This window comes from Variovorax sp. GW821-FHT09A10 (genome assembly GCF_059418385.1).
The window spans coordinates 166,355-184,560 of record NZ_JBWKPT010000007.1 but is presented as its reverse complement, the minus strand read 5'-3'; the positions used below and the strand labels follow the sequence as shown (position 1 = coordinate 184,560).

Genomic DNA, 18,206 nt, shown 5'->3' with positions numbered 1-18,206 from the left:
GTCTGTCTCCTTCTTCTCGGGTGGGAAATGCTCGGAACGCGAGCGTGGGTGAAAGAACCTCAGATGCGAAACGGGGCCTGCGCCGCCGACGGGCACCCTGCCCGCCCGACGCACGGTCTAGCTGGCCTTGAGCCGGGGCGGCGGCCGGCTCAACCGGGGCAGGCGGCGGCGCGAGCCGAGCACGTCCTCGATGTCTTGCCGCGCACCGTCGATGAGCCGGATCACCGCGCGCTCGGCCTTGGCCGGGTCGTGCGCGATGACCGCGTCGAGCACCGCGCGATGCAGCGGCAACGACAGCGCCGGGCCGTCGGGCTTGGCGGTCGAAATTTCGAAGCTGGTGCGCAGCAGCGCGCTGAGCGCCTTGCTCATCTGCGCCAGCATGCGGTTGCGTGCGGCGCTGAGCAGGCCGGTGTGAAAGCGCAGGTCGAAGGTGACGTAGTCGCCGCCGTTCTCGACGGCGTCCTTCATGCCCGCGTAGGCACGCTCGATTTCCTCGATGTCTTTCGGGCCCGCGCGTTCAGCCGCAAGGCGCACGGCCGCCGGCTCCACCACGCGCCGCAGGTCTTGCAGGTCGCGCAGGAACTCGGGCGTGAGGCCCGCGCGCGACTGCCAGGTGATGACGTCGGGGTCGAACCAGTTCCATTTGTCCTGCGGCAGCACGCGCGTGCCGACCTTCGGCCCGGTGGAGACCAGGCCCTTGGCCGCGAGCGACTTGATGGCCTCGCGCACCACCGTGCGGCTCACGCCCAGTTCTTCACCGAGCAGCGGCTCCGCAGGGATCGACGCACCGATCGCATAGCGCCCCGCCACCACGGCTTCGCCGAGCAGTTCGAGGGTGCGGCCATGGATGTTCTTGATCATGTGCGATGTGAATTTCGGTATCCCGCCGTTCCAAAAATTCAGGCTCTGGCAGGCTCTCCACGCTTATCATATGATGATTGAAATTGCATTTCGGCAGGACAAACCCTGAGGTCCGCCGCCACAAAATCAGCAGTTGGAGACAAACCCCATGAGCACGATTCCCAAGAAGAAATCAGGTGAGTTGCGCAGCCAGCAATGGTTCGGCCGCAACGATCGCGACGGCTTCATCTACCGCAGCTGGATGAAGGGCAAGGGCGTGCCGCACGACCAGTTCGACGGTCGCCCGGTCATCGGCATCTGCAACACCTTCAGCGAACTCACGCCCTGCAACTCGCACTTCCGCACGCTCGCGGAGCAGGTGAAGATCGGCGTGTACGAAGCGGGCGGCTTCCCGCTCGAGTTCCCGGTGATGTCGCTCGGCGAAACGCTCTTGCGCCCCACCGCCATGCTTTATCGCAACCTCGCGAGCATGGACGTGGAAGAAAGCATCCGCGGCAACCCGCTCGACGGCGTGGTGCTGCTCATGGGCTGCGACAAGACCACGCCCGCGCTGATGATGGGCGCGGCCAGCGTCGACCTGCCGACCATCGGCGTGTCGGGCGGGCCCATGCTCTCGGGCAAATGGCGCGGCCAGGAGCTGGGCTCAGGCACCGGCGTGTGGCAGATGAGTGAGCAGGTGCGCGCCGGCACGCTCAAGCTGCAAGACTTCTTCGAGGCCGAGAGCTGCATGCACCGCAGCCACGGCCACTGCATGACGATGGGCACGGCCAGCACCATGGCCAGCATGGTCGAGTCGCTGGGCATCGGCCTGCCGGGCAATGCGGCCTACCCTGCCGTCGACGGCCGCCGCAACGTGCTCGCGCGGCAGGCGGGCCGGCGCATCGTCGACATGGTCCACGAGGACATGAACATGTCGAAGATCCTCACGCGCCAGGCGATCGAGAACGCGATCAAGGTCAACGCGGCCATCGGCGGCTCGACCAACTTCGTGATCCACCTGCTGGCCATCGCGGGCCGCATCGGTGTCGAGCTCACGCTCGACGACTTCGACCGCCTCGCCGCCGACCTGCCCTGCCTCGTGAACCTGCAGCCCTCGGGCCAGTTCCTGATGGAAGACTTCTGCTACGCGGGCGGCCTGCCGGTGGTCATCAAGGAAATCGCCGACCACCTGCACAAGGACATCCTCACCGTCACCGGCCAGAGCGTGTGGGAGAACGTGAAAGACGCCGAGAACTACAACCCGCAGGTCATCCGCACCCAGGCCGAGCCCTTCAAGGACAAGGCCGGCATCTGCGTGCTGCGCGGCAACCTCGCGCCCAACGGCGCCATCATCAAGCCCAGCGCGGCCACGCCCGAGCTGCTCGTGCACAAGGGCCGCGCGGTGGTGTTCGAAAGCGCCGACGACCTGCACAAGCGCATCGACGACGAGAACCTGGACATCGACGAGCACTGCATCATGGTGCTCAAGAACTGCGGCCCCAAGGGCTATCCGGGCATGGCAGAGGCGGGCAACATGCCGCTGCCACCGAAGGTGCTGCGCAAGGGCATCACGGACATGGTCCGCATCAGCGATGCGCGCATGAGCGGCACCGCTTACGGCACGGTCGTTCTGCATACCGCGCCTGAAGCGGCTGCAGGCGGCCCGTTGGCACTGGTGCAGGACGGCGACATCGTCGAGCTCGACGTGCCGAACCGCAAGCTGCACCTGCATGTGAGCGACGAGGAACTGGCGAAGCGCCGCGCGAAATGGGTGGCGCCCAAGGCACCGCTCGATTCGGGGTACTGGAAGCTGTACGTCGACACGGTGCTGCAGGCTGACCAGGGAGCGGACCTGGACTTTCTGCGTGGCCGCCGTGGGGCTTTTGTGCCGCGAGACAATCACTAATTTGGAGAGGTCCAGGGCGCGCTCCCGCCGACGGGGTACCTTGCTCCGCGAATGTCCCCCGCCCTTCGGGCTCCTCCTTGATTTCGCTGCGCAAGGCACCCCATCAGCGTGATCGTTTTCAGAGCACGGGTTGATCGGCCGCAAACCGACAGCGTGCCCTCGTGCACAGGGCACTGGGTGCTTCCCGCAGCGAAATCAAGGAGGAGCGAAGCGGGGGACATTCGCGGAGGGAAGTACCCGGTGTCCTGTGCACGCACCCTGAACAAACTCTCGAAACGCAACAGACGACAGACATGACAAGACTCATCGCCATCGACTGGGGCACAAGCTCGCTACGCGGTGCATTGCTCGACCCGAGCGGGCAGGTCATCGAAGAACGCAGCGACGCCCGCGGCATCCTCACCGTGCCCGAGGGCGGCTTTCCCGCCGTGTTCGAGTCGCTGTTCGGCGACTGGATGCGCCTGGAAGACACGCGCTGCCTGATCTCCGGCATGGCCGGCAGCAAGCAGGGCTGGGTCGAAGCGCCCTACTGCCCCTGCCCCGCAGGCCGCGTGGAAGTGGGCCGCAAGATCATCGACATCGCCGCCCTCCCCGGCGCGCGCATCGCCATCGTGCCCGGCCTCAGCGACGAACACGCCGGCGTGCCCGACGTGATGCGCGGCGAAGAGGTGCAGATCCTCGGCGCCATGACGATCACCGGCCTGGACGACGGCGTCTTCGTGCTGCCCGGCACCCACAACAAATGGGCCACGGTCAAGAAAGGCCGCGTCGCGGGCTTTCGCACCTACATGACGGGCGAGTTCTACGCGCTGCTGAGCCAGCACTCGATCCTGGGGCGCACGCTCGATGCCGCTGCGCCGCTCGACGAAGCCGCATTCCTCGAAGGCGTGACGCGCTCCGAGAACGGCCACGGCCTGCTGCACAACGCCTTCGGCACCCGCACGCTCGCGCTGTTCGAGCGCATGCCCAGGGAAGAGCTGTCGAGCTACCTGTCGGGCCTGCTCATCGGCGAAGAGCTGCGCACGCAGTCCGTGCAGGCCGTCGGCGAGGTCGTGCTGATCGGCTCTTCCGCCCTCACCCAGCGCTACACCCTGGCCCTGCGCGCCACCGGCGTCGCCACGCGCACGCTCGGCGCCGAAGCCACCTGGGCCGGACTGCACACGCTGTCCGGCTTCCTCGACACCGACAGGACACCCGACCCATGACCACCCCCCTCGATAAATTCAACGCCGCGATGCAGGCCCTGCCGCTCGTGGCCATCCTGCGCGGCCTCTCGCCCGCCGAAGCCGCCGATGTGGGCGATGCCATCGTCGAGCCCGGCTTCCGGCTGCTCGAAGTGCCGCTCAATTCGCCGCAGCCGCTGGAGAGCATCGCGCTGATGCGCCAGCGCTTTCCCACCGCACTGGTCGGCGCCGGTACGGTGCTTGAAGCAAAGCAGGTGCGCGAGGTGCAGGCGGCCGGCGGCGAGCTGATCGTGTCGCCCAATTTCAACGCGGAAGTGATCCGCGAGGCGGCGCGCCTGGGCATGGCCTGCCTGCCCGGCGTGATGACGCCGACCGAGGCCTTCGGCGCGCTCGCGGCCGGTGCCACGGGCCTGAAGCTGTTCCCGGCCGAGCTGGCCTCGCCCGCCGTGGTGAAGGCCCTGCTCGCGGTGCTGCCGGCCGGCACGCCCGTGATGCCCGTGGGTGGCATTTCGCCGGACAACATGGGCACGTGGCGTGCGGCCGGCGCGGCCGGCTTCGGCATCGGCTCGTCGCTCTACAAGCCCGGCAAGACCGCCGCCGCCGTGCGCGAAGACGCGCAGCGCTTCGTGGCGGCCTGGGCCGGGCTGCTCCGCGCCTGATCCGACAAGCCCCATCCACCACAAGAAAGAAGGAGACCCCCGCGATGTCCGCCGATTCCGAATACGCCAGCCCCGCCGTGCGCCAGTTGCGCGAAGACCTCGCACTCGCATTGCGCGCAGCCGCCCACCACGGGCTGTCCGAAGGTGTGTGCAACCATTTCAGCGTGTTGCTGCCGGGCGCGCAGGACCGCTACCTCATCAACCCGCGCGGGTTGCACTGGAGGGAGATCGGTCCCGACGACATCGTGCTGATCGACGTGCACGGCGAAGTGCTCGCGGGCCGCCACCGCGTGGAGCCCACCGCCCTCTTCATCCACGGCGCGGTGCACCGGCTCACCGGCCACGCCGTGGTGCTGCACTGCCACATGCCCTACGCGACGGCGCTGACGCTCACGGTCGACCGCGCGCTCGACCCGACCGCCAGCCAGAACGCCATGCGCTACATGAACCGCATCGCCATCGACGCCGAGTACAACGGCCTGGCGCTCGACGACGCCGAGGGCGAGCGCATCGCGCGCGCCATGGCCGGCAAGGACGTGGCCTTTCTCGCGAACCACGGCGTGATCGTGGCGGGCGGCACCATCGCGCATGCCTACGACGACCTGTACTACCTGGAGCGCGCCTGCCTGCACCAGGTGATCGCGCAATCGACCGGGCGCCCGCTGGTGCCCGTCAACGCCCAGCTGGCCGCGCACGTGGCGGCGCAGATCCAGGGCGAGCGGGAACAGTCCGACCTGTTCTTCGAGGCGCTGCGGCGCATGCTGCCGGCACCGCAACGCTGAAAAGGCGTGCGCGCAGCGGCTTACAGCTCTTCATGCGATTTCGCTTGCGGCTTACAAGAACTTCACACAATGACGTGACGATGAGGCATCGCAATCACTCCCCAGGAGTCGCCATGAAAAAGCTGACATTCGCCTTCGGTGCCGCTGCCCTGCTCTCGCTGGCCGCCCTCACCGCACCCGCCCATGCCCAGGCCGGCGGCCCGTTCATCCAGGCCCAGGTGTACGTGACGCCCGCGCCGCCGCCGCGCCATCACTACTACGCCCCGCCGCCGCCCCCGCGCCACTACCACCCGCGCTACTACGAAGGTCCGCGCCGCCACGGTTACTACGACCATGGCCGCCGCGATTGGGAAGGCCGTCGCCACGGCCGCCGGGACAACGACGGCGACGGTGTGCCCAACCGCTACGACCGTCGCCCCAACAACCCCTACCGCTATTGACGCACTTCAGACCGGCGGGCTCGCATAAGCGGGCCGCTCGGTCGACAGGCTCTGCTTGAGCTGGCGCGTGACCTCGTCGGCCAGCACTTCGGGCAGCCCCGCTTCCACGCCCGCCAGTGCCTGGCGCGCCGCGTCGTCGGGCGAGGTCTTGGGGCCGGGCATGTGGGCCGCCATGTCGGTGTCCATGAGCGCCACGTGCAGGCTCGTGACCTGCGTGCCCTGCCCCGCCAGTTCGTTGCGCAAGCCGTTGCTCAGCGACCAGGCCGCCGACTTGGTGGCGCTGTAGGTCGCCACGCCGGGGAACGTCGTCCAGGCCAGGGCCGACAGCACGTTGAGGACCGCACCGCTGCCGTTCGACGCGAGCACGGGCGCAAAGGCCTGCGTGAGCGCCCAGGGGCCGAAGAAGTTGGTCTCGAACTCGGCGCGTGCTGCAACCACCGCGTCGGCCGAACCCAGGAAGCTCGATCCGCGCGAGATGCCCGCGTTGTTGACCAGCAGCGTCACGTCGCCGCAGGCGCGCACGGCGGCTTCGATCTGCGCGGGCTGCGTCACGTCGAGCGCCACGGGCACGACGCCCGCGAGCGTGATGCTCTTGGGGTCGCGCGCGGCCCCGTAGACCTTGCGCGCGCCGGCCGCGAGTGCCGCCTTGGCGAACGCCAGGCCGAGCCCCCGATTGGCACCGGTGATGAAGACGACGGAATCCTTGATCTGCATGACGAGCCTTTCGTTGAAAAGAAAAAGCGAGCGCTTCAGGCCTGCGCCACGCGGCGCAGCAAACCCTGTGTCGTGCGCGGCCAGCCGACGCGGCCGAACCACGCACCGCCCGCGATGGCCGAGGCGATGACGATGCCGTACACCACCAGCGCCACGCCCTGCGCCGCGAACACGCCGGTGAGCCCGCCGCCCCAGCGCAGCGCCAGCCAGCCGCCCGTGCCCGCCACGGCGAGCCGCGCGATGTTGCCGAGCACCGGCCACAGCAGCCGGCCCGCGCCCTGCGAGGCGAAGTACAGCACCAAGCCAACGCCGAAGAAACCGTACAGCGGCCCCACCACGCGCAGGTAGTGTGCGCCGGTCTCGAGCATCACGGGGTCGTGGCCGAACAGCATCAGCCACGGGCGCGGGAACAGCGCAGCGGCCAGCCCGATGACCTCGGCCATGCCGAAGGCCAGCGCCGCCCCGGCCCAGGTGGCACGCAGCGCGCGCTCGCGCAGCCCCGCGCCCATGCAGGTACCGACCATCGCGACCAGCGGCGCACCGAGGCCGAACACCAGCGGCACCAACAGGTACTCGAGCCGCGACGCCGTGCCGTAGCCGGCCAATGCGCCCGCGCCGAAGTGGCCAGTGAGCGCGGTGGCGATGCCGATCGACAGGTTGGTCGCCACGGTCGACACCGTGCCCACCAGCCCGATGCGCAGGATGTCGCGGAACAGCGGCCAGCGCATCTGGAACGCCGCCAGCGTGGGCCGCAGCAGGCTGCGCGGCGAGCGCAGGTAGGCGATGAGTGCGAGCGAGCCCAGCAGGTAGTACAGCAGCAACGCCAGCGCCCCGCCCGCGATGCCCATGCCGCCCCACGGCCCGATGCCGAAGATCAGGAGCGGCGATGCGGGAATGAGGAACACCACGCCCACCACCGTCACCTTGGCCGGCACCGCCATGTTGCCGGTGCCACGGATGATCGCGGACAGCGAGTTGAAGAGCCACACCAGCACCGCGCCCGCGAACACCCAGTTCGAGTACGTGAGCGCGGCTTCCAGTGCGGCGCCGGTGCCGCCCATCACGCCGTAGAGCCAGCGCCCGCCCAGCAACAGCGCGAGCGTGAAGCACAGGCCGAAGCCGATCGCGATGACCACCGCGTGCCACACCAGCGCATCGGCGTCGCCCCGGCGGCGCGCGCCCAGCGCACGCGCGATCGACGAGGCGATGCCGCCGCCCATCGCGCCGCTGGAGGTCATCTGCATCAGCATGACGATGGGGAACACCAGCGCCATGCCGGCCAGCGCGTCGGTGCCGAGCTTGCCGACGAAGTAGGTCTCGATGAGCCCGACGGAGGCCTGCGCCAGCATCACGAGCACATTGGGCGCGGCCAGCCGCAGCAGCGTGGGGATGATGGGCGCCTCGAGCAGGCGGCGCGTGCGCGGGTCGAGGTCGCCGTTCACTTGTTGCGTGGTGGTCATGCGGGTCTCCGGCGGTCAGGCGCGCGCGGCGGCGTTGGTGGTGGCCGCGGCCGGTGCGGTGGCGGTCTTGGCGGGGCGGCGGATCGCCATCACGATCACCGCCGCGAGCAGGCAGGCCGCGCCGGCCGTGTACAGCGCGGGCGTGTAGGTCAGCAGCAGCGTGCGCGCAAAGCCGGCACCGTAGGCTGCGGTGGCCGCGCCCAGCTGGTGGGCCGCGAAGATCCAGCCGAACACCAGCCCGACCTTGGCGGGGCCGAAGGCGGCGCCCGCGAGCTTGACGGTCGGCGGCACGGTGGCGATCCAGTCCAGGCCGTAGAACATCGCGAACAGGCCCAGGCCGTAGATCGTGAATTCGGAGTGCGGCAGCCAGAACAGCGACAGCCCGCGCAGGCCGTAGTACCAGAAGAGCAGCTTGCGGTTGTCGTAGCGGTCGGAGAGCCAGCCCGACAGGATGGTGCCGACGAAGTCGAAGGCGCCCATCATCGCGAGCACCGAGGCGGCGGGCACGGCGCTCATGCCGTAGTCGCCGCACAGCGAGATGAAGTGCGTCTGCACCAGGCCGTTGGTGCTCAGGCCGCAGATGAAGAAGGTGCCGGCCAGGATCAGGAAGGTGCGGTTGGTCGCCACCTCGCGCAGCACGCGAAACGGCGTGGCGAAGTTCATCGTGAAGGCGGGCGCCGGCGCCGGCTGCGTGCCGGGCGCTTCACCGTAGGGCTGCAGGCCGATGTCCGACGGCCGGTTGCGCACCAGGCACAGCGCAAGCAGCGCGATCACCACGCTGCCGATCACGATCGGCACGATGGCCGAGCGCCAGCCCCAGTGCTCGATCATCCAGGCCGCCAGCGGCAGGAAGGCCAGCTGGCCGGTGGCCGCGCTGGCGGTGAGCATGCCCACGACCAGGCCGCGCCGCGCGACGAACCAGCGGTTGGCCACCACGGCGCCCAGCACCAGCGCCGTCATGCCGGTGCCCAGGCCGAGCATCAGGCTCCACAGCACGAACAGCTGCCACAGCTGCGAGGCCGTGGTGACCAGCGCCATGCCCAGGCCGACCAGCGTGAGGCCGGCGCACATCACCGCGCGCAGGCCGTAGCGCTCCATCAGCACCGCGGCGAACGGGCCCATGAGGCCGAACAGCGCAAAGCGCAGCGCGAGCGCGGACGAGATCTGCTCGGTGCTCCAGCCGAACTCCTCGCCGAGCGGCTTCATCATCGCGCCCGGCAGGCCGAGCGCGGCCGACATGGTGAGCATGGTCAGGAAGGTGACGGCGGCGACGATCCAGCCGTAGTGGATGCCGCGGCGCTGCAGCCATGCGGAGACGTGGGTGGCGAACATGGGACCTCTGGAACTGTTGGAATGGGTCGGGGGAGAAACGAAGAGACAGGGAATCCGGCCGCGCGGCTTCAGGGGCGCGGAACGTGTTCGTTGAAAGGGGGTGGGAGCGTCAGTCCTGCACGTCGACCGGCTCGCCCGTGCCCAGCAGCGCGAGCGATTCGTCGATGAGCGTATGCAGCGCGAGCACGCGCTCCACGCCCAGCAGCGCATTGAGCTTGAGCTGTGCCGTCTTCCAATGCTGCTGCGCTTCGCGCCACTTGGCGTCGCCCGCGTCGGTGAGCGACACCAGCCGGCTGCGCGCATCGGCGCCCGCCACTTGCGCCACCCAGCCCGCGGTGATCAGCGGCTGCAGGTTGCGGCTCAGCGTGGAGGCGGTCATCTTCAGTTCGCCCGCCAGGTCGACCGGGCGCATCGGGCCCAGGCGCTTGAGGTGCGACAGCAGCGAGTACTGCGTGGTCTTGAGGCCGCTGCGCGACACCTCGGCGTCGTAGTGCTGCGTGAGGCGGCGCATCAGCTGGCGCGTCTTGAAGCTGGTGCAGCCGCGGGGTTGGGTCGGTGTGTCCATGGGGTATTATTGTATGTGCAACTATTGCATATGCAATCAACCCCTCCCCGCAAAGCCCCCAGCAGGAACACAGGCATGACGCAGCAAGCTTTCACCGACACCCCTTCCCATCTGCTCGACGCATGGATCGCCGAAGAGCGGCAGATCGCCGAGCGCCTCGAGAACGGCCCCGGCCCCGGGCTCGCGCGCCCCGAACAGGTCGCCGGCAAGACCGGCCTGGAGGTCATGCAGGCCATGCTCAACGGCGAGATTCCCTACGCCGCCATCGCCAAGACGCTGGACTTCACCATCGTCTCGGTCAGCCGCGGCATCGCCATCTTCCAGGGCACGCCGCTGCCCCAGCACCTGAATCCGCTGGGCACCATCCACGGCGGCTGGGTCGCCACGATGCTCGACTCCGCGCTGGGCTGCTCGGTCCACACCATGATGCCGCCCGGTCGCGCGTACACGACGGCCGAACTCAGCGTGAACTACGTCAAGGGCCTCACGCCGAAGGTGCAGCGCGTGCGCGCCGAGGGCAAGGTGATCCACTGCGGCAAGCAGCTCGCCACCGCCGAGGCGCGGCTGGTCGGGGCGGACGGCACGCTGTACGCGCATGCGACGACGACGTGCCTGGTGTTCGAGGTGCCGGCGGGGCGGTGAGGCGAAGCCCCCGTCTTCGCTGATCTGCAGGGCGCCCCGCCCTCCTCTGAAGGCCGACATATGTCGGCCTTTTTCGTTGGGGCGTTCGGCGAGAAAGTCGTCATCGCCAACCAAGGAAAAGACTGCCATGGCCGCCATGGGCTGGCCGGCGACGGAACCCTTCGTCGCCGAACCCGAAGGCGCCGCCTGCGTTCGCGCAAGGCAGCCCGCAGAGGACCCAACCAGATGACAACGACACTTACCGAAAAGACTTTTGCCGAGCTGTTCACCTATGCGGGCGGCGCGAACGGCTCTCGCGTCAACGCCCAAGGCTTCATCGAGCCCTGCGCCACGCCGCGCTTCGACTTCGATCCGACCACGAAGGTGGCGAAGGGGCTGCTCATTGAGAACACTCGGACGAACTTGCTGCCGTTTTCGTCTCGGTTCGAAAACCCGGCCTGGGTGAAGGCCAGCGTGACCGTCGTGCCTGGCGCCGCCCAGGCGCCGAATGGCCGGTGGGACGCTTGCAAGCTGACCCTCTTCAACGGCGTGAACGCAGGCACCGGAAACCTCCTTCGAGAGGACGCAAAGGCAGCGACGCCGGTCACCTACGCCTTTTCGGTCTATGCGAAGGCCGCAGGATCGTCCGCCGGATGGCTCTACGCGAAGGGAACCACCGGCAGCATCAGCATTCCCTTCAATCTGTTGACGGCGACCGCTTTGCCTGGCCCTGCCACCGGAGGTTTTGTCGAGGTCTCCAAGAGAGTTGTCGATGTCGGCAATGGGTGGTGCAGGGTCGAGATCGCTTTCACGACCGATGCAACCACATCGATCAGAACGTGCATCTACCCCGGGTCGTCTGCAGGCAACACCGGCCCAGGGGACGGCAACGCCGGCATTTACATCTGGGGTGCCCAACTTGAAGTGGGTGCGTTCGCCAGCTCCTACATCCCCAGTTTGGACGGGGTCACCGCACGCGCCTCCATCGGCAGCTACTGCGACACCAAGGGCATCCTGCGATATGCGGCGGCGGGCGTTGCGCGCAACAGCTACGAACCGTCGAACCTGACGCTGCCGCCTGTGTTGATGGTGGAAGAGCAGCGGGTGAACACCCTGCAACGCAGCAGCGACATGCACATCGCGCCGTGGACCTTGTCCGGCGCTACCCGGACGCCGGGCAAGCAGGCACCCGATGGAACGTTCCGTGCCATCGAAGTGTCGGGAGCGTCGACCAGTCCGTTCGCCCAGAACCTTCCTGCGACCGCGACGGTCATGACCTACTCGATCTACGTCAAGAACGTGTCGAGAACACAGCCGCTCTCGCTGCTCGTGCGCAACAATACGACGGGCGTCAATTCTTCGTACGGGTACCCAGCATTGCATGGCGCAACACCTTCGATCGCCGGGGCTGGCTGGGAGATGCGCTCTGTCGGCAATGGCTGGTTCCGCTGCACGTACACAACGGCGATGCCGATTGCCGTTGGCGACTCCCTGTATGTCTATGCAGGATTCACTGGCACGATGGCGGACGCCGGCGCCTTCCAGGTCTGGGGCGCCCAGTTGGAAGCTGGTGCATTCGCCACCAGCTATATCCCGAGCACCGAGACCTTCACTGGCCGCGCGTCCATCGGGACTTATTTCGACTCGACGGGGGCGATGAAGACTGCGGCGGCTGGCGCTGCGCGGATGACCTACAACCCGACGGATCTAAGCATCGCGCCGTGGCTGATCCAGGAGGCGCAGAGCACGAACCTGATGACCGAGAGTGAGTTTCGCAACGGACTGGCGGACGTGGGATCGCAAGTCGGTGTTGAAGCGTCAACGATGAGTGGCTTTGCGGGGGCCATTCGCCACCCGGGAGGCAATGCACTCGCGGGGAAGTTCCCTGCACTGTCTCCCTCTACGACGTACACGCTCTCCGTGATCGTCGAGTTTGAGGATGGGAAGCCCCCGGTCTTCGTCGGGGGAGTCTCTGGGGTAGCGAACTCGTTCGTCCTGGTCATCGGCAATGCGGGACTCTCGACGCAAGCCTATGTTCTGCAGAGCTTGGGTGGGTCGCGTTGGCGGGTCTCCGTTACGTACACGACACCGTCCAGCCTCCCGAGCATGGTGAGCGGGGTGTGGCGCTACGCTGGCAATGAAACCCGACCGTTTCGGTTCACGGCCCTGCAGATCGAACAAGGCTCGTTCGCTTCGAGCTACATCCCCACAACGACGGCAACAGTGACGCGGGTTGCAGACATCGCGACGTCAGCAGCCACCACCCGCCAAGCAGACACCGCAACCTCGGCCGCCACCACGCGCACCGGTGACCTCGTTCGCGTCGACACGACCAAGGGCTGGTGCAATACCACCGAAGGCACCCTCTTCATGGAGTTCGGACGACCAAGAGAAGGTGACGCTTCAACTCGAAACCTGATCGAAATCGGCTCCGCCATTGCCAATCGCGTCGGCATCGGGTTCAACGCGACGGGCTCGGCCTATGCCTACTCCAACGCCAATGGCGTGTCAGGCCCAAGCACGGTGGCGGTCGGCCTCCTCGGCACCCCCGTTGGAAGCCCGGTCAAGACCACGGTCAGCTATGGCACCGACGGCCTTCGCTACGGATGCAACGGCCAGTTGTTCAAGGCGGCCATGACGACGGTCCCGCCCATGAACTTCCTGGGCATCGGGAACCTGGCCACTGGCGGCAACCAGCCCTTCCTTCATGTCCGATCGGTGCAATATCGGCCGCAGAAGCTGACCGACGCGGAAGTCGTGGCCTTGACCGCCTAGCGACACCCAGGCCCGAAGCAACGCCAACGCGCCGCAGTAGGCCCTTAAGCTGTAAGCCAAAAGGAAAACCCGCTCCTTCCTGTCAGTGATAATTGTTCGCATCAGCGACACGCACCCGCCGTCGCCGATGCCTTTCCTAGAACACCTCACCGCACCTGGAGGATCCTTCATGACCGACCGTTCCGGCCCCCAGGGCCGCGTGGCGCACGCCCTCCTCGGCGTTTCCGCCGCCTGGCTCGCCCTCACCGCCCTGCCCGCGCACGCCGCCAATGACGAGCTCACGCTCTACACGACGCGCGAGCCGGCGCTGATCCAGCCGCTGATTTCGGCGTTCAGCGCGCAGAGCAAGATCAAGGTCAACACGGTGTTCGTGAAGGACGGTCTGCTGGAGCGCGTGAAGGCCGAAGGCGCGCGCTCGCCGGCAGACGTGCTGATGACGGTGGACATCGGCAACCTCGTCGACCTCGTCGAAGGCGGCGTGACGCAGCCGGTGAAATCGGCCGCGCTCGAGTCGGCCATTCCGGCCAACCTGCGTGGCGCCGACGGCCAGTGGTTCGCGCTCTCGCTGCGCGCGCGCGTGCTGTACGCCGACAAGAACCAGCCGCTGACCAGCTTCCGCTACGAAGACCTGGCCAACCCGAAGTACAAGGGCAAGGTCTGCATCCGCGCCGGCCAGCACCCCTACAACACGGCCCTGGTGGCCGCGATGATCGCGCACGACGGCGAGGCCAAGACCGAGCAGTGGCTGCGCGGCGTCAAGGGCAACCTGGCGCGCAAGGCCACCGGCGGCGACCGCGACGTGGCGCGCGACATCCTCGGCGGCATCTGCGACATCGGCGTGGCCAACTCGTACTACGTGGGCCAGATGAAGAGCGCCAAGGAAGGCACCGACGCGCGCAAGTGGGGCGACGCCATCAAGGTGATCCGCCCGACCTTCGCCAGCGCCAAGAGTGGTGGCACGCACGTGAACATCAGCGGCGCGGCCGTGGCCAAGAACGCACCGCAGCGCGCCAACGCGGTCAAGCTGCTCGAGTTCCTGGTGTCGGAACCGGCCCAGGCGCTGTACGCCGACGCCAACTACGAATACCCGGTGCGCAAGGGCGTGGCCCTCGACCCGATCATCGGCCAGTCCATCGGCGAACTGAAGGTCGACCCGCTGCCGCTGACCGAGATTGCCAAGTACCGCAAGCAGGCCAGCGCCCTCGTCGACAAGGTCGGCTTCGACCAGTGACCTTGCATGGCCGGGCACACCTTGCCGGCAACTGAATGCTGATTTCGCGGCGCCAGCCGCCGGGCCTGCGCGCCGCGGGCCCGGCATGGCGCTGCGCGTCGTTCCTGATCGCGCTCGGCGTGCTCGCGCCGGTGCTCACGCTGGGCTGGCTCGCGTTCGGCTCGGGCGTCGGCCACTGGGGGCCGCTGTTCGCGCACGTGCTGCCGCAGGCGGCGCTCAACACCGCGCTGCTGCTCGCGGGCGTCGGCACCCTGGTCCTTGTGATCGGCACCGGCTGCGCCTGGCTGGTCACGGCGCATGACTTTCCCGGCCGCGGCGTGCTCAACTGGGCGCTGCTGCTGCCGCTGGCGATGCCGACCTACATCGTCGCCTTCGCCTACCTCGACCTGTTGCACCCGATCGGCCCCGTGCAGGGCGCGATCCGCTGGATGCTGGGCTTCGACAGCCCGCGCCAGTTCCGCCTGCCCGACCTGCGCTCGATGCCGGGCGCGATCTTCGTGCTGGGCTTCGTGCTCTACCCGTACGTCTACATGACGGCGCGCGCGATGTTCATGACCCAGCCGGCGCACCTGCTGGAAGCGGCGCGCACGCTGGGCGAGAACCGGCGCGGCGCGTTCTTTCGCGTGGCGCTGCCGCTGGCGCGGCCGGCGCTGGCCGTCGGCCTGAGCCTGGCGCTGCTCGAGACGCTCAACGACATCGGCGCCTCCGAATTCCTCGGCGTGAACACGCTCACGGTGGCGGTCTACACCACCTGGATCACGCGCTCCGACCTGGCCGGCGCCGCGCAGATCGCCTGCGCGATGCTGTTCGTGGTGGTGGCGCTGGTCTGGCTCGAACGCAACGGCCGCCAGCACCAGCGCTTCGGCTCCGCGCAGCGCATGCGCGCAGTGCAGCCCCGGCGCCTGCACGGCGGCGCGGCCTGGGCGGCGACCGCGACGGCGGCGCTGCCGGTGCTGATCGGCTTTGTCGCGCCCGCGCTGTACCTGGTCTGGGAAAGCGGCAAGCGGCTGCACCAGGGCGGCGGCATTTCGCAGGGCCTCGTGGCCAGCCTCGGCAACACGCTGGCACTGGCGGCCGGCGTGACGGTGGTGGCCGTGGCGGCGGGGCTGGTCGTGGCCTGGGCCTCGCGCAGCCAGGGCACGAGCCTCAACCGCGCCCGCTGGCAGGCGCGCGCGGCCACGCTGGGCTACGCGGTGCCGGGCACCGTGCTCGCCATCGGCCTGCTGACGCCGGCCTTGGCCTTCGACGCGGCGCTGGCAGGTGCGATGGGCTGGCAGGGCCTGCCGCTGATGGGCGCGGGCATTGTGCTGGTCATGGCCTGCGCCATCCGCTTTCTTGCGATGCCCGTGGGCGGCATCGAGGCCGGGCTGGCGCGCATTCCGCCCGCCATCGAGCAGGCCTCGCGCCTGCTCGGCGAGACCACCGGCGGCACGCTGCGCCGTGTGCACCTTCCGCTGCTGCAGCCCGCCATCGCGGCGGGTGCGCTGCTAGTCTTCGTGGACGCCATGAAAGAGCTGCCGGCCACGCTGCTGCTACGCCCGGCCAACTTCGACACCCTCGCCACCTGGCTCTACGCCGAGGCCGCGCGCGGCACCTACGAGGAAGGCGCGATCGCCGCGCTGGCCATCGTGGTCGCCGGCCTGCTGCCGGTGGTGCTGCTGGCGCGCAACCAGCTCGGCACGACACCGGCGACGACACCTCCCGACACGGACCCCGCATGAGTTCCCCGCTTCATCTCGACTCGCTCCAGCTCGCCTACGACACGCCGCGCGGCCCGCACACGGTGGTCGACGGCTTTTCGCTGGACCTGCCCGCGGGCGAGATCGCCTGCCTGTTCGGCCCCTCGGGCTGCGGCAAGACCACGGTGCTGCGCGCCATCGCCGGCTTCGAGCCCGTGCGCGACGGCACCATCCGCCTCGGCGACACGCTGCTGTCGTCGCCCCAGAAGCACCTGCCGCCCGAGCAGCGGCGCGTGGGCATGATGTTCCAGGAGTACGCACTGTTCCCGCACCTGTCGGCCGCCAGGAACGTGGCCTTCGGCCTGCGCCGCCTGGGCCGCGCGGCGCAGCAGGCACGCGTGGCCGAGATGCTCGCGCTGGTCGGCCTGGCCGAGGCCGGCGAGCGCTACCCGCACGAGCTGTCGGGCGGCCAGCAGCAGCGCATCGCGCTGGCCCGCGCGCTGGCGCCCTCGCCGGCCCTGCTGCTGCTGGACGAACCGTTCTCCAACCTCGACGGCGGCACGCGCGAGCGCCTGACCGCCGAGGTGCGCGGCATCCTGAAGAAGGCCGGCCAGACCGCGATCCTCGTCACGCACAACGAGGCCGAGGCGCATGCGATGGCTGACCGCATCGGCGTGATGCACAACGGGCGGATCACGCACTGGCTCGAGACGGCCTCGTAACGGGAGGCGCTCCGATGCACAAGGCGACCCGACTCTTCCTCGCGTGGGCGACATTGCTCGGGTCGGCGATGCCGGCCATGGCTGAAGTCCGCACGGTCTACCAAGGCACCCTCGGCACCAGCGAGGTCGTGCTCGAAGTGAATGCCACTGGCGGCGGGCGGTATTTCTATCGCCGCCACGGTGTCGACATTCCACTCTCCGGGCCGGTGACGAAGCTCGCGGAAGCCCTCCCGATCCAGGGCGAGGCGATGTACCGGGCGGCACAAGGCGGCAGCGTGCCGTTGTTCGAAGACGCGCAGACCCGACAGCCGGGTCCGACGTGGCGCGGCCAGGTGGTCGACGGCACCTTTGCCGGAAGCTGGAGCGATGGCCCTGGCAAGCAGAACGTCGCGTTCGAGCTTCGACAGGTTCGCCAGTACGACCCGGACAAGAGTCCCGGCGCCACCGAGCCGGTGACGCGCACCATCCCGCCAGGCAACACCACCGGCGCGGCTTCGGACGCACCGGTTTCCATCGAGACGGCGCCCTACGAGCACCTGAAGCTGCAGACATCGCTCAAGCAAGGCGCGGAGCACGTCAGCGGAGCGGTGGCATGGCGCATGGTCATCGATCCGCGCACGCGCTTTTCCTACCCGCGGCTCACGCGACACCCGAATGCGCGCGTCGTCGAGAAGGTCAACGCCATCCTCGCGCGCAGGCACGGACAGCTCAGCCTCGCCGCGCTCGAATGCAAGGCCACCCCCTACACCGAGACGCACCCGGCGGCCGGCTCGCTGGGAAACTACGACGCGGAATCGGTGCGCGTCACCTTTCTCAGCCCGACGCTGATGAGCGTCGTCGAATCGGGAAGCGCCGACTGCGGCGGCGCCCATCCCCACAACCACTACGCGCCCTACACGCTCGACCTGGTCCGCGGCGAGTACCTCGACTTCGATCGCCTGTTCCGCGCGTTCACCCAGACACCGGACGGGTTCGTGCCGAGCAAGACGCTCATGGCGCTGATCGGGAAGAAGCTGAAGGCACAGGGGCGCGGGCCCGAATCCGCAGCCGCCGCAGACCCGCAGCACTACACGGGTTGCGACGAGGTGTGGCCCGAGTACCTGGCATTGCATTTCGAGCGCACCCGCGGGCGCGATGCGTTGGCCGTCGCGGTCAGCGGCGTGCCGCATGCGCTCGGCGCCTGCCTCGGCACCACGGTGGCGCTGCCGTTCACCGAACTCAAGCCCCTTCTCAAGCCTGCCGCCGGCGCGTACCTTTTTCCTAAGCCGTAGCTACCGGGCGGCGCCCGAATGGGCT

General features: G+C 68.5%; 16 protein-coding genes. 11 read left to right on the top strand and 5 right to left on the bottom strand.

Annotation, left to right across the window (positions count from 1 at the left end):
- Nucleotides 1-117 precede the first annotated feature (117 nt).
- The gene (locus AC07Q9_RS24105; protein WP_489058195.1) at nucleotides 118-861 is read right to left on the bottom strand and encodes a FadR/GntR family transcriptional regulator; all 744 of its coding nucleotides are present in this window, start codon (nucleotides 859-861) and stop codon (nucleotides 118-120) included.
- Nucleotides 862-1,009: 148 nt separating this feature from the next.
- On the opposite strand from AC07Q9_RS24105, the gene AC07Q9_RS24100 reads away from it, so the two are divergent.
- The 5 genes from AC07Q9_RS24100 to AC07Q9_RS24080 all read left to right on the top strand — a co-directional run bounded on the left by AC07Q9_RS24100 (nucleotide 1,010) and on the right by AC07Q9_RS24080 (nucleotide 5,811).
- Nucleotides 1,010-2,746, top strand: coding sequence for an IlvD/Edd family dehydratase (locus AC07Q9_RS24100; RefSeq protein ID WP_495302866.1), 1,737 nt, complete (start codon nucleotides 1,010-1,012; stop codon nucleotides 2,744-2,746).
- A 293-nt stretch (nucleotides 2,747-3,039) separates the two neighbouring features.
- A complete protein-coding gene (locus AC07Q9_RS24095) occupies nucleotides 3,040-3,951 on the top strand; it encodes a 2-dehydro-3-deoxygalactonokinase (protein ID WP_495312034.1) in 912 nt (303 codons plus the stop codon).
- Entirely contained in the window at nucleotides 3,948-4,589 is a 642-nt protein-coding gene (locus tag AC07Q9_RS24090) for a 2-dehydro-3-deoxy-6-phosphogalactonate aldolase (RefSeq protein ID WP_495312033.1), read from the top strand. Before AC07Q9_RS24095 ends, AC07Q9_RS24090 begins: the two co-directional genes overlap by 4 nt.
- On the top strand, nucleotides 4,589-5,371 hold the full coding sequence (locus tag AC07Q9_RS24085) for an aldolase (RefSeq protein ID WP_495312126.1): 783 nt from the start codon (nucleotides 4,589-4,591) through the stop codon (nucleotides 5,369-5,371). The genes AC07Q9_RS24090 and AC07Q9_RS24085 overlap by 1 nt, the downstream gene beginning before the upstream one ends.
- 113 nt (nucleotides 5,372-5,484) lie before the next feature.
- Complete coding sequence (locus AC07Q9_RS24080; protein WP_495312032.1) at nucleotides 5,485-5,811, top strand: hypothetical protein; 327 nt, start codon at nucleotides 5,485-5,487, stop codon at nucleotides 5,809-5,811.
- A 6-nt stretch (nucleotides 5,812-5,817) separates the two neighbouring features.
- On the opposite strand, the gene AC07Q9_RS24075 is transcribed toward AC07Q9_RS24080, so the two are convergent.
- From AC07Q9_RS24075 to AC07Q9_RS24060, 4 genes are all read right to left on the bottom strand, one after another.
- On the bottom strand, nucleotides 5,818-6,525 hold the full coding sequence (locus AC07Q9_RS24075; RefSeq protein WP_495312031.1) for an SDR family oxidoreductase: 708 nt from the start codon (nucleotides 6,523-6,525) through the stop codon (nucleotides 5,818-5,820).
- Nucleotides 6,526-6,560: 35 nt separating this feature from the next.
- On the bottom strand, nucleotides 6,561-7,985 hold the full coding sequence (locus AC07Q9_RS24070) for an MATE family efflux transporter (RefSeq protein WP_495312030.1): 1,425 nt from the start codon (nucleotides 7,983-7,985) through the stop codon (nucleotides 6,561-6,563).
- 15 nt (nucleotides 7,986-8,000) lie between these two features.
- Nucleotides 8,001-9,317 (bottom strand): MFS transporter, encoded by a 1,317-nt coding sequence (locus AC07Q9_RS24065; RefSeq protein ID WP_495312029.1) that lies wholly within the window; start codon nucleotides 9,315-9,317, stop codon nucleotides 8,001-8,003.
- Between the two features lie 109 nt (nucleotides 9,318-9,426).
- The gene (locus AC07Q9_RS24060) at nucleotides 9,427-9,882 is read right to left on the bottom strand and encodes a MarR family winged helix-turn-helix transcriptional regulator (RefSeq protein ID WP_307696068.1); all 456 of its coding nucleotides are present in this window, start codon (nucleotides 9,880-9,882) and stop codon (nucleotides 9,427-9,429) included.
- Between the two features lie 75 nt (nucleotides 9,883-9,957).
- Here AC07Q9_RS24060 and AC07Q9_RS24055 point away from each other — a divergent pair, with 75 nt between their 5' ends.
- The 6 genes from AC07Q9_RS24055 (at nucleotide 9,958) to AC07Q9_RS24030 (ending at nucleotide 18,181) form a co-directional block, all read left to right on the top strand.
- A complete protein-coding gene (locus AC07Q9_RS24055; RefSeq protein ID WP_369629653.1) occupies nucleotides 9,958-10,524 on the top strand; it encodes a PaaI family thioesterase in 567 nt (188 codons plus the stop codon).
- A gap of 60 nt (nucleotides 10,525-10,584) precedes the next feature.
- The gene (locus AC07Q9_RS24050; RefSeq protein WP_495312028.1) at nucleotides 10,585-13,278 is read left to right on the top strand and encodes a phage head spike fiber domain-containing protein; all 2,694 of its coding nucleotides are present in this window, start codon (nucleotides 10,585-10,587) and stop codon (nucleotides 13,276-13,278) included.
- A 169-nt stretch (nucleotides 13,279-13,447) separates the two neighbouring features.
- Entirely contained in the window at nucleotides 13,448-14,509 is a 1,062-nt protein-coding gene (locus AC07Q9_RS24045) for a Fe(3+) ABC transporter substrate-binding protein (RefSeq protein WP_062480133.1), read from the top strand.
- 35 nt (nucleotides 14,510-14,544) lie between these two features.
- On the top strand, nucleotides 14,545-16,230 hold the full coding sequence (locus AC07Q9_RS24040; protein ID WP_495312027.1) for an ABC transporter permease: 1,686 nt from the start codon (nucleotides 14,545-14,547) through the stop codon (nucleotides 16,228-16,230).
- On the top strand, nucleotides 16,227-16,910 hold the full coding sequence (locus AC07Q9_RS24035; RefSeq protein ID WP_307587392.1) for an ABC transporter ATP-binding protein: 684 nt from the start codon (nucleotides 16,227-16,229) through the stop codon (nucleotides 16,908-16,910). Before AC07Q9_RS24040 ends, AC07Q9_RS24035 begins: the two co-directional genes overlap by 4 nt.
- Nucleotides 16,911-16,924: 14 nt before the next feature.
- Complete coding sequence (locus tag AC07Q9_RS24030) at nucleotides 16,925-18,181, top strand: hypothetical protein (protein ID WP_495312026.1); 1,257 nt, start codon at nucleotides 16,925-16,927, stop codon at nucleotides 18,179-18,181.
- Nucleotides 18,182-18,206: the final 25 nt, after the last annotated feature.

Bases quoted from the DNA above. Each gene is read 5' to 3' on its own strand.
- AC07Q9_RS24080 (WP_495312032.1), top strand. From the start codon at position 5,485: ATGAAAAAGCTGACATTCGCCTTCGGTGCCGCTGCCCTGCTCTCGCTG.
- AC07Q9_RS24055 (WP_369629653.1), top strand. From the start codon at position 9,958: ATGACGCAGCAAGCTTTCACCGACACCCCTTCCCATCTGCTCGACGCA.
- AC07Q9_RS24070 (WP_495312030.1), bottom strand. From the start codon at position 7,985: ATGACCACCACGCAACAAGTGAACGGCGACCTCGACCCGCGCACGCGC.
- AC07Q9_RS24035 (WP_307587392.1), top strand. From the start codon at position 16,227: ATGAGTTCCCCGCTTCATCTCGACTCGCTCCAGCTCGCCTACGACACG.
- AC07Q9_RS24105 (WP_489058195.1), bottom strand. From the start codon at position 861: ATGATCAAGAACATCCATGGCCGCACCCTCGAACTGCTCGGCGAAGCC.
- AC07Q9_RS24060 (WP_307696068.1), bottom strand. From the start codon at position 9,882: ATGGACACACCGACCCAACCCCGCGGCTGCACCAGCTTCAAGACGCGC.
- AC07Q9_RS24050 (WP_495312028.1), top strand. From the start codon at position 10,585: ATGTCGGCCTTTTTCGTTGGGGCGTTCGGCGAGAAAGTCGTCATCGCC.
- AC07Q9_RS24040 (WP_495312027.1), top strand. From the start codon at position 14,545: ATGCTGATTTCGCGGCGCCAGCCGCCGGGCCTGCGCGCCGCGGGCCCG.
- AC07Q9_RS24075 (WP_495312031.1), bottom strand. From the start codon at position 6,525: ATGCAGATCAAGGATTCCGTCGTCTTCATCACCGGTGCCAATCGGGGG.
- AC07Q9_RS24095 (WP_495312034.1), top strand. From the start codon at position 3,040: ATGACAAGACTCATCGCCATCGACTGGGGCACAAGCTCGCTACGCGGT.
- AC07Q9_RS24090 (WP_495312033.1), top strand. From the start codon at position 3,948: ATGACCACCCCCCTCGATAAATTCAACGCCGCGATGCAGGCCCTGCCG.
- AC07Q9_RS24100 (WP_495302866.1), top strand. From the start codon at position 1,010: ATGAGCACGATTCCCAAGAAGAAATCAGGTGAGTTGCGCAGCCAGCAA.
- AC07Q9_RS24065 (WP_495312029.1), bottom strand. From the start codon at position 9,317: ATGTTCGCCACCCACGTCTCCGCATGGCTGCAGCGCCGCGGCATCCAC.
- AC07Q9_RS24030 (WP_495312026.1), top strand. From the start codon at position 16,925: ATGCACAAGGCGACCCGACTCTTCCTCGCGTGGGCGACATTGCTCGGG.
- AC07Q9_RS24045 (WP_062480133.1), top strand. From the start codon at position 13,448: ATGACCGACCGTTCCGGCCCCCAGGGCCGCGTGGCGCACGCCCTCCTC.